Raw genomic sequence first — 14,702 nt, 5'->3', positions numbered from 1 at the left:
TCAGCAACACAGGACGACACGACATGAACACGACTGCCGCGAGCGAAAAGATCGGCTTCATCGGACTTGGCTTGATGGGCCACGGGATCGCGAAGAACATCGTCGACAAAGCCTATCCCCTGACGTTTCTCGGCCGCAAAAACCGCGCTCCGGCGGAAGACCTGCTCGGCCGTGGCGCAAAGGAAGCGGCGACCTCGCGCGATGTCGCAGCGGCATCCGATATCGTCTTCATCTGCGTCACCGGCTCGCGCGAGGTCGAAGCCATCATCCGCGGACCCGGCGGCCTCAAGGAGGGCCTGAAAAAGGGCTCGGTGGTCGTCGATTGCTCCACCTCGGATCCGACCTCGACCGTAGCGCTTGCCGCCCAACTCAAGGCGCTCGGCGTCGACTATGTCGATGCCCCGCTCAGCCGCACGCCGAAGGAGGCGTGGGAGGGCACGCTCGACGCCATGGTCGGTGCGTCCGACGCGGTCTTTGCCCGGCTGAAGCCGGTGCTCGACACCTGGGCCGGGCGCATCGTTCATATCGGCGACACCGGCGACGGCCACCGCATGAAGCTGCTCAACAATTTCATCTCGCTGGGCTATGCGGCGATCTATTCCGAGGCGCTGGCGCTGGCGCAGAAGGTCGGCATCTCGCCGCCGCGCTTCGACAGCGTCATCCGCAACGGCCGCATGGATTGCGGCTTCTACCAGACCTTCATGCGCTGGACGCTCGAAGGCGACCGCGACGCGCACAAATTCACCATCGCCAACGCCTTCAAGGACCTCACCTATCTCGAATCGATGGCGGGTGCTGCCGGCATCGCCAACCCGCTCGGCAATGCCACGAAGAACGCCTTCGCCGGCGCCTTCGCCGCCGGGCCCGCCGATCAATATGTGCCGATGCTGGCAACGCATATCGGCAAGATCAACGGCGTCGACCTGACACCGAGCAAGGACGGCAAGTAGTAGAAGATTTGAGGTGACCGACCTTAGTGTTTGGTCAAGGCTGGCGCTGCCCCCTCGGCTGCCTGCCGGGCACCCTCATTCCGGAGTAGGCGCGGTCGGCGAAGCGGCCGATCTCCCCCGCAAGGGGGGGAGATTGGACGTCACTTCGGCTTTCGCCAATCGCCAACGTAAGGCAGGGGCAGACGGCGCCAGCCTTGCTGGATGAATTACCGCCGTGACCGTCCGATAACGTCGTCAGTGTTGGCGAGCAGTCTGTGCACTGCCGTGCGGGCTGCAGCCGGCCGCTGGAGACGGATGTTCTTCTCGATGGCCTCATGCAGCGCCTGCGCCCGAGGCTGGTCGCTGGTTTCGCGCGTGACGAAAACGAAGAGGTGGTCGAGCGCCGATTCGATCAGCACGCCGAGCGGCACCAGGAGATCGTTGCCCGAGGCACGCAGGATGGCCAGATGAAAACGGGTATCCGCGCGGGTGCGTTCCGGCAGCGTCGCCGCCTCCCCCATCTCCCGGCAGGCCTGGCTGATCTCGGCCATCTGTTCGTCGCTACGCCGGATCGCGGCAAAGGCGCTGGCTTCCGGCTCGATGATGTGACGAAACTCCTGCACCGTGCGCAGGAACATTTCGCGATCGGGCGCCGTCGCGTACCAGGCGAGCACGTCGCGATCGAGCAGGTTCCAGCGCTCTTTCGGCTCGACCCAACTGCCGATCTTGGGGCGCGAGGCCAGCAGGCTCTTGGCCATCAGCATCTTGATCGCCTCGCGCACCGCCGAGCGGCTGACGTCGAAGGTCTCCGACCATTTAGCTTCGTTGGGCAGGATGGTTCCCGGCGGATAGTCGCCGCGCACGATCCGAAGACCGATCTCGTTGGCCAGCGACGCATGCACGCTCGATCCGGGGATCAGCGCCGCGTCGGCACGGCGAGCGCCGACCGGACGGGCGGCCCGTGCCTTGATCTTGGCCCGTTCCTTGACCGTGGTAAGTCGCTTTTTCGGTCTTGCGTCCGGCATCCACGTTCCCCCGGTGCAGGCTGAACTCAAGGCGCGGCAAAGCAGGAGCGGTTCGCCCCGGCAATGTCGCCTCGCACGTTTCATGAACCGGCGTGACGGGGCGCCCGTCGATCGGACGCCCCGAAAACTGCGAACCTACTTCTGGATGCAGGTGTCGACCGTATCTTTGGTGCACTCGTCGAGACCGGTGAAGACCGGATCGGCGACGGGCTTGCCTTCGACCAGGTCGATCATCACCGAGGGCGCCTTGTAGCCCATCTCGAACGGCCGTTGGCCGACCAGCGCGGTCACCAGACCCTCCTTGGCAATGGCCACTTCATCACCGATCGTATCGGCGGCGCCGATGACGAACTCGTTCTTGGCGATCTTGTCGGCCATCGGCTTGAACAGGTCGCGATAGGGCTGCGGCGCGCCGAACAGCGGCCAGCCGCCCATGATGCCGAAGGCGTCGAGATCGGGATTGGCGGCGAGGATATCGGTCATCGCCTGCACGCCCTTGGCGCCGTCGTCATTGGTGAACACCGGGCAGCCGGCAACTTCGGTCCAGCCGCCCTCGCCGGCGAGCGCCGGGAGATCCTTCTGGCCTGTAAGCGCGTCGCGCATGCCTTGGGCGCGGCGCAGGATGTTGTCGGCCGCCGGATTGCCTTGGATGGTGCAGATCTTGCCGCCATCCGGCTTGCCCTTCTTGATGTACTCGCCGATCTTGTATCCCATCAGGTAGTTGTCGGTGCCGAGATAGGTCTTGCGCAGCCCCGCATCTTCCTTGCTGAGGTCGGCGTCGAGCGTCATGATCGGGATCGACGGATTGGCGCTTTTGATCGTCTGCGCGATCAGCGGCGCGTTGGACGGCGAAATGGCCATCGCCACTGTATCGGGCTTGCTCAGCATGTCCTGAACGATCTGGGCTTCGCCGGCCTCGTCCGAGGTCGATGCCGGGCCGGTGTAGAAGCACTCATACTCCGAGCTGGCATTTTCCTTGTTCCATTTCTGGCAACCCTGGTTGATGGCCTCGAAGAACGGATTGTCGAGCCCCTTCACCACGATGACGAGCTGTTTCTTGGCCAAAGCCGGCCCGGCACCCAACGCCATGACGGCGACGGCGGCGAGCAATAGTGATTTCCTCATGTCAGTCCTCCCTTGAAACAGACGGACACGGCGTGCCCGCCACACAGACCAGCCCGGATCAAGCGATGACAGAGGTTCGTTTCGCGAGCGCTCGTGTCGCCAAGCCGGGCCGATAAGCATTTCCAGATGCGGTAGCAGACCAGCGCGATACGGACGCTGCCAGATCCTCGACCGATAAACCTCCGCCTACTCCGCCCGGCGAGCCGGAACAGGAGATCGGCATAATCTCCTCCGACGCTTAGCTAATATCGGCTTGCGACGAACGTCAATTGCTATTTGTCCTACAAAACGGATTTTTCGAAAGAAGCCACTGTTGACGCCAAGGGGGCATGTGCGTAAATGGGCGAAAGCGCTGTTTCCGGGAGGGGCCGGGAAAGAGCGAGGGCCGCGGCAGAACCGCTGGCCGAAAGCACGGGGAGGAAGCAGTCTGGTGTCGGTTCTCGAACTCACCAATATCTCGAAACATTTCGGCGCCATCCAGGCTGTCAACGACGTTTCGCTCTCGATCGAGGCCGGACAGGTGGTCGGCCTGATGGGCGACAACGGCGCCGGCAAGTCGACGCTGGTCAAGATGATCGCCGGCAATTTCCCCCCGAGCCATGGCACGATGCAGATGGACGGCAAGGATCTGATCCTGCACAAGCCGGTGGAGGCGCGCCAGCACGGCATCGAGATCGTCCATCAGGATCTCGCGCTGTGCAACAATCTGACGGCCGCCGCCAATGTTTATCTCGGACGCGAGCTGCGCCGCGGCATCGGCCCGTTTCGCATCCTCGACTACGCCGCGATGTACAAGCGCGCCGGCCAGATCTTTGCCGAGCTGAAATCCGAGACCCGCCCGCGCGACCTGGTCAAGCAGATGTCGGGCGGCCAGCGGCAAGCGGTGGCGATCGCCCGCACCATGCTTTCGCAAGCCAAGATCGTGCTGATGGACGAGCCGACGGCGGCGATCTCGGTCCGGCAGGTCGCCGAGGTGCTGAACCTGATCCGCCATCTGCGCGACCAGGGCATTGCGGTCGTGCTGATCAGTCACCGCATGCCAGACGTCTTTGATGTTGCCGATCGCGTCATCGTCATGCGGCGCGGCCGCAAGGTCGCCGACAAGACGATCGCGTCGAGTTCGCCCGAGGAAGTCACCGGGCTCATTACCGGCGCCATCGAACAGGTTTGATGTCAGCGGGTTCCACCACGCAAGCAAATAAAGGTCGACGATGGCAGTAACTCTTGACCAGACGATCGCGCAGAAACAGCACACTTTGCTGAGCAGGGTGTTTGCCAGCCAGACTTTCTGGGTGGTGATCGCGGTCATCCTCGCCTGTCTGTTCCTGTCCGTGGCCACGGATTCCTTCGCCACGACCAAGAACCTGTACAACATCACCCGCAACGTCACCTTCGTCGCCATTGTTGCGCTCGGCATGACATTCGTCATCATCACCGGCGGCATCGACCTGTCGGTCGGCTCGGTGCTTTGCCTGTGCTCGATGGTGCTGGCCGTCACCATGCATGCCGGCTACGGCATCGAGGTCGGCATCGCCGCTGCGATCGCGACAGCGCTGATTATCGGCGCCTTCAACGGCATTTTGATCGCCTATCTCGGCTTTCCGCCCTTCGTGGTGACGCTCGGAATGCTGTCGATCGCCCGCAGCCTGGCCATGGTCGCCTCCAACAACACCGTCGTCTTCCAGTTCGGGCCCGATCACGACAAGCTTCTGGCGTTGGGCGGCGGCGCCTGGGTGTTCGGCATCGCCAATCCGGTGCTCTACACCATCTTGCTGGCGCTGATCACCGGCTTCGTGCTGCGCTGGACGAAATTCGGCCGGCACATCTTCGCCATCGGTGGCAACGAGCATGCGGCGACGCTGACCGGCGTTCCGGTGCGCCAGATCAAGGTCGCGGTCTACATGATCTCGGCGCTGGCAGCGGGCGTTGCCGGCATCATCCAGACCGGCTGGCTGGGCGCCGTCACCACCAATCTCGGCAACGGCATGGAGCTTCAGGTTATCGCCGCCACCGTCATCGGCGGCGCCAATTTGGCGGGCGGCATGGGTACTGCCTTTGGCGCCGTCGTCGGCGCAGCGCTGATCGAGGTGATCCGCAACAGTCTCGGCCTGCTCGGCATCAATGCGTTCTGGCAAGGTACCTTTATTGGCGGCGCTATTCTGATGGCGGTCCTGTTCGACCGGTTACGCAATTTCAGGCGCAACGAATAGGACCATGATCCCGAACCGAAGGTCCGCGCCAGCGAAAGCAAAAGTCGGTTTTGCGGCGCTGACCTTCGGTTCGGATAAGACCATGGTCAAACAAAAGACAGTCTGATGGTGAAATCCCTCTTCAGCCTCGACGGGCGGCTGGTGCTGATCACCGGTTCCGGCCAAGGAATCGGCTTTGCCCTGGCGCGGGGCCTTGCCGAGCATGGCGCGAGCGTGGTGCTGAACGGCCGCGATCCGGGCAAGGTCGCTGGTGCGGTGGCAAGGCTGGACGGCGCCGGATTCAAGGCGCATGCCTCGATCTTCGACGTGACCGATTTTCATGCAGTCGATGAGGATATTGCCCGGATCGAGGCCCAGATCGGTGCCATCGACATCCTCGTCAACAATGCCGGCGTGCAGTTCCGCGCCCCGCTCGAGGATTTTCCCGAGGAGCAGTGGGAGCGCCTGTTCAAGACCAATGTCTCGGGCGCCTTCCACGCCGGCAAGGCGGTGGCCCGGCACATGATCCCGCGCGGCAAAGGCAAGATCATCAACATCGGTTCGGTGCAAAGCGAGCTCGCCAGAACCGGCATCGCCCCCTACACGGCGACCAAGGGCGCGATCAGGAACCTGACCAGGGGCATGTGCGCCGACTGGGCGAAACACGGCCTGCAGATCAATGCCATCGCGCCCGGTTATTTCCGCACCGAGATGAACCAGGCGCTGGTCGACAACCCGGAATTTTCTGCCTGGCTGGAGAAGCGCACGCCGGCCGGACGCTGGGGCAATGTCGATGAACTGATCGGCGCCGCGGTCTTCCTGGCGTCGGATGCATCGTCCTTCGTCAACGGCCATACGCTTTATGTCGACGGCGGCCTGACCGCGTCGGTTTGAGAGGTGGCGCCTTCACCTTCTCCCCTTGTGGGAGAAGGTGGCTTCGCGAAGCGAGGTCGGATGAGGGGTGTTCCAGCTTGGCAATAGCAACGATCCACCGCCTCATTTCTTCCAACACCCCTCATCCGTCTCGGTGCTAACGCGCCGATCCACCTTCTCCCACAAGGGGAGAAGGGGCGCTAAGCTATCGCTCAGTCTGAAAATCCGCTGCTATAGCTTATCGCAGGCGCCAGGCGTGCGCATGCGCCTTGACGCGGACATGAAGCGCGCCGCACTATCCCCATTGCAGGCGAAGGGAGGCCAGTCGCCTGCGGGAGGATATACCCATGACGGAAGCGATCAGGCTCTACTGGGGCCGGTTCGGACATGTTTCTGTCCTGAACGTCGCCAGCGACTTCGTCACCCATGCCCATGTCGAGGCGCACATCATCATCTGGCTGGAAGGTACGGCCGGCGAGATGACAATCGGCCGCGAGACGGTGCGGCTTGGGCCGGGCACCGCCGCCGGCATCAATTCCTTTCAGCCGCACAGCCACGCTCTGTCTCGCGACGGCCGGCCCGGCCTATTCCTCGCCTTCTACATCGATCCGGACTGGGCGCGCCGCCGCCGCGATTTGCCGTCCGCCGCGCCGCTGTTCTCGACGCCGGCGATCACACTGGAGCCCTGGCTGCACAAGGCGGCAGCCAACCTTCTCGACCATCTCAGCGACAATGAGAGCATCGACGACATCGCCAATTACGAGATCGAACGCTTCATCGACAGCGTGCTCGATGCTGCCGACGCTTCGGCTCCGCCGGTGACGCGCGCCCGCGTCCATACCATGCAGGACTTCCGCGTCCGCAAGGCGATCCAGCTGATGAAGGCCAATGTCTGCGAGCGCATCTGCTTCGATGACGTGGCGCGCAGCGTCGGCCTGTCGCGGCCACATTTCTTCGCGCTGTTCAAGGAGCAGACCAATCTGACGCCCAACGTCTATTGGAACACGCTGCGCATGGAAGAAGCGGTGCGGCAGTTGCAGTGGTCGCAGGAGCCGCTGATCTCAGTGGCCTGCAATCTAGGCTTCACCACGCAGGGCAATTTCTCGCGCTTCTTCCGCGACCATGTCGGCGTTCCGCCGACACTCTATCGCGAGGCGGCGCGGGCCATTTCCTGAACCATTTTCAGACTATTTGATAGGCGTTCAAGACGCATTGATAAGCGCCGCCGGGCTCGCCGCCCTACCCTCGCGACATACATATTCGCAAGGGAACGATCATATGGCGAAAGTCACCATCTCCAGCGTCATCGACGCACCGGTCGAAAAGGTCTGGGCGCGCATACGCGACTTCAACGGCCTGCCGAGCTGGCACCCGCGCATGGTCGAGAGCCATATCGAGGACGGCAAGGATGCCGGCACGATCGGCTGCGTGCGCAATTTCGAGCTCGCCAGCGGCGCCCGTATCCGCGAAAAGCTGCTCGACTTCTCCGACGACAATTTCCTTGTCAGCTATTCCATCCTGGAGACGCCGCAGCCGCTCACCAATCACAAGGCGACACTGCAATTGCGGCGGGTGACCGACGGCGACCGCACCTATGCCGAATGGACCGCCAGCTTCGACGCTGCTCCGGAAGAGGCCGACAAATTGGCCGAGGGCATGGGCGCCAACGTTTTCCAGGGCGGCTTCAACGCCCTGAAGAATCATTTCACCGGTCAAGGTTGAACTGAATTGGGCTGACAAACAGGAGCGTTCCATGGCGCTTGCATTGCAGACTTTTTCGACGGTCAAGGACGCGAATGCGGCGCTGAAAGCCGCCGGCACCCGCTATCTCGGCGGCGGCACGCTGGTCGTGCGCGCCGCCAATGAAGGCGATGTCTCGGTCTCCAGCCTTATCAGGTCGACCGAACCGGTGCTGTCGGCCATCACCGTTTCCGGCAGCGAGGTCCGCATCGGCGCTTCGGTGACCATGGCGGCGATCGCCCGTCACCCGGATCTCGCTGCGCTTAGCGGCGCGGCGCGCGCCGTCGGCGGCCCGGCGATCCGCAACATGGCGACAGTCGGCGGCAATCTCTTCGCCCCGGCGCCCTATGGCGATTTCACCGTCGCGCTGCTGGCACTGGATGCCACCGTCAGCACCGATGGGGGCGACCTACCGATCGAAACCTTCCTGGCAAAACGCGAAAGCAACCACGCCATCATCACCGCGGTCGGCTTCACCCTTCCGGCAGATGGCGGCCTTCGTTTCCTGAAAGTGTCGAGGGTCAAGCCGAAGGGCGTCTCGGTGCTGAGCATCGCCGCCGTGCTGGAGCAGGCTCCGGACGGCACCGTGTCTTCGGCGCGGATCGCGCTTGGCTGCATGGCCGACCGTCCGATGCGTGCGAAGGCGGCGGAGAAGGCATTGGTAGGCCGGACGCTGACCAGCGACGGCATCGCGCCGGCACTGACTGTCGCGAGCGATGGCACCTCGCCCGTCACCGATCCGATCGCCAGTGCCTGGTATCGCAATGAAGTCCTGCCAGTCCATCTCGGCCGGCTGCTGCTCGGCTGAAATTGCTCATTGGGGCGCGCGCTTGCTTGGCTGAGCGCAAGGAGGAAAACATGGCAAAGGTCCCGGTTCAGTTCACGCTCAACGGCGCGGAAAAGGCCGAATTCATCGACAGCGGAACGACGCTGCTCAACGCATTGCGCGACAAGATCAACGACACCTCGCCGAAAGGCGGCTGCCACCAAGGCACATGCGGCGCCTGCTCGGTCATCATCGACGGCGAACTCAGGCTATCCTGCCTGACGCTGGCCGAGACCTGCAACGGCGCGACCATCACCACGACGTCGGGGCTTTCGGAGAGCGGCGTGCTGCATCCTTTGCAGCGCGCCTTCCTCGACGCCTTCGCCACGCAATGCGGCTTCTGCACGCCGGGCATGATCATGGCGGCCAAGGTGCTGCTCGACCACACGCCGAACCCCAGCCGCGAGGATGTTGTCGAGGCGCTGTCGGGCAATATCTGCCGCTGCACGGGCTACGAGCCGATCATCCAGGCGGTGCTGACCGCCGCACGGTCCAATTCGCAGCACGCGGCTTGAGGGGAGTCAAAAAGATGGAACTCCGCAAGAGCTATTTCGCCGACCAGCGCAAGGATGATCTCCACGAGATCGGCCAGCCCCGGCCGCGCTCCGATTCACCCGGTCATGTCACCGGCAGGACCGCCTATTTCGCCGACCGCAATTTTCCCGGCATGCTGCATCTGAAGATGGTGCGCAGCCCGCACCACCACGCCCGCATCCGCAGCATCGACATATCAGAGGCCGAGAAGCACCCGGGCGTGGTGAAAATCCTGACCGCCAAGGATGTGCCGCACAATGTCTACACCATCCTGATCCTGATCCAGATCGGGCCGGAAGACGAGACGGTGCTGGCCGACGGCAAGGTGCGCTGGAAGGGCGAGGCGGTGGTGGCGGTGCTGGCTGAGACGGAGCGTGCCGCACAGGAAGCGGCGGCCAAGGTCAAGGTCGACTACGAGGTGCTGCCGGCCGTCTTCGACATGGAGGAAGCGCTGAAGCCCGGCGCACCGATAGTGAACGAATATCACGGCCAGAATTATTACCTCTATGACAGCGGCGAATGCCGCAAGGTGCGCTTCGGCGATGTCGAGGCCGGTTTCGCCGGGGCCGACCATATCCTGGAACAAACCTACCAGTCGTCGCCGATCGAGCACGCGCCGACCGAGACGACCGGCTGCATCGTCGCCCCAGAGGGCAATGACCGCTTCACCTGCTACACCAACACGCAGGCGATGTTCTTCACCCTCGACAATGCCTCGATCATCCTGCAGATGCCCGGCAACAAGCTGCATTTCGTCGGCGGCACCGTCGGTGGCGGTTTCGGCGGCAAGGTCGACGTCATCGTCGAGCCAATCGCCATCCTCGGCGCCAAGCTGACCGGGCGTCCGGTCTCCTTCATCTACAGCCGCGAGGAGGAGATGCAGATCTCCTCGCCGCGCGCAGCGGAAAAGGTCGTCATCAAGGACGGCGTCATGAAGGACGGCCGCATCGTCGCCCGCAAGGTCACCGGCTATACCGATGCCGGCGCCTATTCGCGCCACTCACCCTATGGCGCGCAGAAGGGCGCTGGCCACTATCCTGGTCCCTACACCATCCCGAACGTCTGGATCGATACCTACTGCGTCTACACCAACCGCACCCCCTCCTCCGCCATGCGCGGCTTCGGCGTCACCATCGGCGATTTCGCGCTGGAAGTGCAGATGGACAAGCTCGCCCGGCTGATCGGCATGGACCCGCTCGAATTCCGCTTCATCAATGCCTACCGCGACGGCGACATGAAGGCGCATCGCCAGCCGACCGAAGGCGCTGCGCTGATCGAGTGCATGCAGGAAGCCTCGCGTGCCGCCAACTGGCCGGTGGCGGAAAAGTACCTCTCCATGTCGTCCTACACGAAGGGAGCTTGAGATGGCGATCAGGCGCGGACGCGGCGTTGCCGCGATCAACTATCCGACCGGCATGAACCTCGGCGGCGACCCGACCCAGGCGCTAGTGCATTCGACGCCGACCGGCAATTTCATGGTGACGCTGTCATCAGTCGATCTCGGCCAGGGCATGAAACAGATCATGGCGCAGATTTGCGCCGAGACGATCGGCGTGCCGACCGAACGCGTCGTCGTCGACACCGCCGACACCGACACCGGCCCGCACTGCATGGGCACCTTCGCCTCGCGCGGCACGCATCGCGCCGGCAACGCCGTCATCCAGGCGGCCAGGGAAGCCCGCCAGGTGATGCTGGAAGTGGCGGCCGAGGAGCTGGAAGTGAATGCCTCGGACCTCGAGACCGACGGCTTGGGCAATATCCTGGTCAAGGGTGCGCCGCAGAAATCGATCTCGATCTTCGATGTCGCGCTGTCGGCGCATTTCAAGCGCGGCCGCTCGATTTCCGGCCGTGGCATGTTCCTCATCCCGCGCTCGTACCCCGAAAAAGAGACCGGCGCGATGAAGCCGTCGACCTGCTATGCGCATGCCTGCACGGTGGCGGAGGTCGAGGTTGATGACGAGACCGGCGAGGTCACCGTGCTGACGGTCAAGAACGTTTTTGAGATCGGCCGCGCGCTGAACCCGAAAATGGTCGAGCAGCAGCTTGTCGGCGGCTCGTGGATGGGCATCAGCCACGCGCTCTACGAGACGACGGAACCCTATTATCCCAATCGCGATCATGGCGGCACCGACTTCAACCAATATCTTATGCCGGGCCCGGGTGATCTCGCGCAAACCGAGATCATCGTGCTGGAACGGCCCTCGGCCGATGGGCCGTACGGCGCCAAGGGGCCGGGCGAGATGTGCGCCAACCCGCAAATCCCGGCGGTCGCCAACGCCGTCTTCGACGCCGTCGGCGTGCGCATCGACACGCTGCCGATCACACCGGAGCGCATCCTACGGGCGCTGAAGGCGCAAGCCGGCGCGCCAAACTGAGTGTTGGAAATGCCCAAGAGAAGCGCCGAAACTGTCGCGACCTCGCCGGAGGCGGTGGCATCGCGCCTCGCCGCTTCGCGCTATCTGGCGGACGAGAGCCTGGCGACCGCCATCTTCCTGGCGATCAGGCTGGGCAAGCCGCTGCTGCTCGAAGGCGCGCCCGGCGTCGGCAAGACGGAAGCGGCGAAGGCGATAGCCGAGCTGCTCGGGCGCGATCTGGTGCGGCTGCAATGCTATGAGGGCATCGATGCCGCGCATGCGCTCTACGAATGGAACTACCAGCGCCAGTTGCTCGCAATCCGCCATGCCGGCGAGCATGAGGTCGACATCTATGACGACCGTTTTCTGATCGCGCGACCGCTGCTGCAGGTGCTGAAGGCGCCGGAAAAACGCGTGCTGCTGGTCGACGAGATCGATCGCTCGGACCATGAGTTCGAAGCGCTGCTCCTGGAATTCCTTTCCGATTTCCAGATCAGCATTCCCGAGCGCGGCACCATCCGCGCGACGGCGCAGCCGATCGTCATCCTGACCTCGAACCGCACCCGCGAGCTGGCGGAAGCGCTGCGGCGGCGCTGCGTCTACCACTGGATCACCTATCCCGGCGCCGAGCGCGAGGCCGAGATCATCATGCTGCGCGCCGGTGAAGTCGCCGAGGCGACCGCACGTGCCGTGGCTTCTGCCGTGCGCGACATCCGCGCCCGCCCGCTGGCCAAGCCGCCGGGCATCGCCGAAGCGGTCGAATGGGCGAACGCCGCGACGATCCTCGAAAAAGGCGGCAGCCCGTGGCCGGAAGCGTTCCGCCGCGCCATCGGCGTGCTGATCAAGGACGAGGAGGATCTGTCCTACATCGCGCCTGAGCTTGGCCGGATCGTCGAGGAGGCACTGGCGTGAGCGCCACAGCCTTGCCCCGGGCGGCTGCGCCCTTGCTCGGCTTCGGACGGCTGCTGCGCCGCTATGGCTTTCCGGTGGCGCCCGAGCAGGTGTCCGGCTTCATGCAGGCGGTGGCGCTGCTTGGCCCGCGCTCGATGAATGACATCCACGAGGCCGCCCTTGCCACGTTGGCGCCACCGCCCGACCGCCGCGACGAATTCGAGGCGCATTTCCAAAGCCATTTCTACGGCAACCCCGCGGCCGCGGTCGAAGGCGAGGCCGACGAAGAAACCCGCATCAAGGACGACGGCGGCTCCAGCGACGAAGAGAGCGAGGTGGCGCGCCAGGAGGAAGGTGGCGAGCTATCGTCTGGCGCCGAACAGTTGAGCGCCCGCGACTTTCAGCGCGACGGCGACGGGCTGGCCGCCTTCCGCCGCAAGCTTTCCGCCGCCCTGCCCGCCCGCCGCTCCTTCCGCACCGTGCGCGCGCACGCGCGCGGCAAGCTCGATCTGCGCCGGTCGCTGCGGGAAATCGTCAGCGCCGACGGCGACGTGCCATCGCCGCTGCTGCGCCGCAGGCAGACCGTGCCGCGCAAGCTGCTGATCCTGATCGACGTGTCGGGCTCGATGAAGCTGCATACATCGGACTATATCAAACTGGCGCATGCGGCGGTGCAGGGCGCAGACCGGGCTGAAATTTTCACCTTCGGCACGCGGCTGACCCGCATCACCGGGGCGTTGCGCATCCGCGACCGCGACCAGGCGCTGGCCCGCGTGGCAGCGCTGGTCGACGACTGGGACGGCGGCACCCGGATGGGACCGACGCTGCTCGCCTTCCTGTCGGTGCCGCGCTTTTCCGCTTTCGCGCGCGGGGCAGCGATTGTCATCCTGTCGGACGCGCTGGAGCGCGGCGATCATGCCGAGCTGGAAACGGCGATGCGTCGGCTGAGCGCCCGCGCCTTCCGGCTTTCGCTGGCGACGCCGCTGGCCGGCGATCCGCGTTTCCAGCCGGCGACGGCAGCACTTCGCGCCATCCTGCCGGTGCTCGACGATCTGGTCGACGGCTCGTCGATCTCGGGTCTCTCCGATTTCATCCTGTCGCTCGCCCGCCCCGCTCCGGCGGCCGCAGCAATCTGGAAAAGGGCTTCATGATGCAAAAGGCGATCGACGCGCATTTCCACATCTGGCGCCAAGAGGATCAGCCCTGGCTGCGCGGGCCGATGGTGCCGCGCATCTTCGGACCTTATGAACCGATCCGCCGCGACTATCCGATCGAGGAATTCCTGGCCGATCAGAAAGGCTCCGGCGTCGAGAAGGCGGTCTATGTCCAGACCAACTGGGCGAAGGAGGATTTCGAGACCGAAGTCGCCTTCCTGCAGAAGACAGCTGACGAAACCGGCTGGCCGCATGCCATCGTCGGCTATGCCGATATGACGGTGGACGATGTCCGCCCCCAGATCGATCGCTTGAAAAAATATCCGCTGCTGCGCGGCGTGCGCATGCAGCTGCACTGGCACGAAACGCCGGCCTTCCGCTTCGCCGCCGCGCCCGATCAGGTCGTCGACCCGAAGGTGCGGGCCAATGTGGCGCGGCTGAAGGACTATGGCCTGTCCTTCGACCTGCAGCTTTTCCCGGCCCAGATGAAGGACGGGCTGACGCTTGTCGCAGAGAACCCGGAAACGAATTTCATCCTCACCCATGCCGGCATGCTGACCGGCATGGACCCGGAGACCACGGAGGCCTGGAAGACCGGAGTGCGCACGCTTTCAGCCGCGCCCAACCTCTATGCCAAGCTCTCCGGCCTCGGCACCTTCGTCCACCGCAACGACCCGGCGCTGATCGCTTACATCGTCGACAACGCGATCGACATGCTCGGCAGCGATCATCTGATGTTCGGCTCGAACTTCCCAATCGAGAAACTTTGGACCAGCCACGCCGAACTGATCAAGGCGCACCGGGAGGCGGTGGCCAAGCACGGCGCGGCCGCCGAGGCGAACATCTTTTGGAACACTGCGGAGAAGGTATATCGGCCGGGGTAGCGCAGCCCCCCTTTCCTTCTCCCCTTGTGGGAGAAGGTGGCCGAGCGAAGCTCGGTCGGATGAGGGGTGCTGGAAGGATCGCTATCTTGAAGAACTAAGCACTTAAAATCCCTCGATCTTTTTACGCTGCATTTCTTCCAACACCCCCTCATCCGTCTCGGCGCCACGCGCCGATCCA

At 64.1% G+C, this 14,702-nt stretch carries 15 protein-coding genes; 13 read left to right on the top strand and 2 right to left on the bottom strand.

Annotated elements, in window-relative coordinates; all coding sequences use genetic code 11:
- Positions 1 to 23 precede the first annotated feature (23 nt).
- Entirely contained in the window at positions 24 to 950 is a 927-nt protein-coding gene (locus EOC94_RS22225) for an NAD(P)-dependent oxidoreductase (RefSeq protein ID WP_127293478.1), read from the top strand.
- A gap of 206 nt (positions 951 to 1,156) precedes the next feature.
- Here the strand turns inward: EOC94_RS22225 and EOC94_RS22220 are convergent, their stop codons facing one another.
- Together EOC94_RS22220 and EOC94_RS22215 are read right to left on the bottom strand one after the other, a co-directional pair.
- Positions 1,157 to 1,954, bottom strand: coding sequence for a FadR/GntR family transcriptional regulator (locus EOC94_RS22220; RefSeq protein WP_095482938.1), 798 nt, complete (start codon positions 1,952 to 1,954; stop codon positions 1,157 to 1,159).
- 135 nt (positions 1,955 to 2,089) lie between these two features.
- Positions 2,090 to 3,079 (bottom strand): sugar-binding protein, encoded by a 990-nt coding sequence (locus EOC94_RS22215; RefSeq protein ID WP_095482939.1) that lies wholly within the window; start codon positions 3,077 to 3,079, stop codon positions 2,090 to 2,092.
- Positions 3,080 to 3,509: 430 nt separating this feature from the next.
- Between EOC94_RS22215 and EOC94_RS22210 the strand changes: the two genes are divergently transcribed.
- From EOC94_RS22210 to EOC94_RS22155, 12 genes are all read left to right on the top strand, one after another.
- Entirely contained in the window at positions 3,510 to 4,250 is a 741-nt protein-coding gene (locus tag EOC94_RS22210; RefSeq protein ID WP_095482940.1) for an ATP-binding cassette domain-containing protein, read from the top strand.
- Positions 4,251 to 4,290: 40 nt separating this feature from the next.
- Complete coding sequence (locus EOC94_RS22205; protein ID WP_126105818.1) at positions 4,291 to 5,289, top strand: ABC transporter permease; 999 nt, start codon at positions 4,291 to 4,293, stop codon at positions 5,287 to 5,289.
- A 105-nt stretch (positions 5,290 to 5,394) separates the two neighbouring features.
- Entirely contained in the window at positions 5,395 to 6,162 is a 768-nt protein-coding gene (locus EOC94_RS22200) for an SDR family oxidoreductase (RefSeq protein ID WP_127293476.1), read from the top strand.
- A 326-nt stretch (positions 6,163 to 6,488) separates the two neighbouring features.
- A complete protein-coding gene (locus tag EOC94_RS22195; protein WP_127293474.1) occupies positions 6,489 to 7,316 on the top strand; it encodes an AraC family transcriptional regulator in 828 nt (275 codons plus the stop codon).
- 103 nt (positions 7,317 to 7,419) lie between these two features.
- Positions 7,420 to 7,863 (top strand): SRPBCC family protein, encoded by a 444-nt coding sequence (locus EOC94_RS22190; protein WP_127293472.1) that lies wholly within the window; start codon positions 7,420 to 7,422, stop codon positions 7,861 to 7,863.
- 31 nt (positions 7,864 to 7,894) lie between these two features.
- Entirely contained in the window at positions 7,895 to 8,689 is a 795-nt protein-coding gene (locus EOC94_RS22185) for an FAD binding domain-containing protein (protein WP_127293470.1), read from the top strand.
- A gap of 50 nt (positions 8,690 to 8,739) precedes the next feature.
- Positions 8,740 to 9,222 carry a (2Fe-2S)-binding protein gene (locus EOC94_RS22180; RefSeq protein WP_127293468.1) on the top strand — a complete coding sequence of 161 codons (483 nt, stop codon included), beginning with the start codon at positions 8,740 to 8,742 and terminating at the stop codon, positions 9,220 to 9,222.
- 14 nt (positions 9,223 to 9,236) lie between these two features.
- Positions 9,237 to 10,604, top strand: coding sequence for a xanthine dehydrogenase family protein molybdopterin-binding subunit (locus tag EOC94_RS35105; protein ID WP_127293466.1), 1,368 nt, complete (start codon positions 9,237 to 9,239; stop codon positions 10,602 to 10,604).
- 1 nt (position 10,605) lies between these two features.
- Positions 10,606 to 11,616, top strand: a complete 1,011-nt coding sequence (locus EOC94_RS35100; RefSeq protein ID WP_127293464.1) for a molybdopterin cofactor-binding domain-containing protein — start codon at positions 10,606 to 10,608, stop codon at positions 11,614 to 11,616.
- A 9-nt stretch (positions 11,617 to 11,625) separates the two neighbouring features.
- Positions 11,626 to 12,507, top strand: coding sequence for a MoxR family ATPase (locus tag EOC94_RS22165; protein WP_095482628.1), 882 nt, complete (start codon positions 11,626 to 11,628; stop codon positions 12,505 to 12,507).
- A gap of 53 nt (positions 12,508 to 12,560) precedes the next feature.
- Positions 12,561 to 13,637 carry a VWA domain-containing protein gene (locus EOC94_RS22160; RefSeq protein ID WP_185928307.1) on the top strand — a complete coding sequence of 359 codons (1,077 nt, stop codon included), beginning with the start codon at positions 12,561 to 12,563 and terminating at the stop codon, positions 13,635 to 13,637.
- Positions 13,637 to 14,524: an amidohydrolase gene (locus tag EOC94_RS22155; protein WP_185928306.1), complete on the top strand. Its 888-nt coding sequence runs from the start codon at positions 13,637 to 13,639 to the stop codon at positions 14,522 to 14,524. Before EOC94_RS22160 ends, EOC94_RS22155 begins: the two co-directional genes overlap by 1 nt.
- The last annotated feature ends 178 nt before the right edge of the window (positions 14,525 to 14,702 follow it).

It is taken from the genome of Mesorhizobium sp. M6A.T.Ce.TU.016.01.1.1, from assembly GCF_003997065.1.
In the GTDB taxonomy this organism is placed as follows: domain Bacteria; phylum Pseudomonadota; class Alphaproteobacteria; order Rhizobiales; family Rhizobiaceae; genus Mesorhizobium; species Mesorhizobium mediterraneum.
The sequence above is the reverse complement of the archived record's forward strand: the minus strand, read 5'-3'. Positions and strand labels throughout refer to the sequence as shown.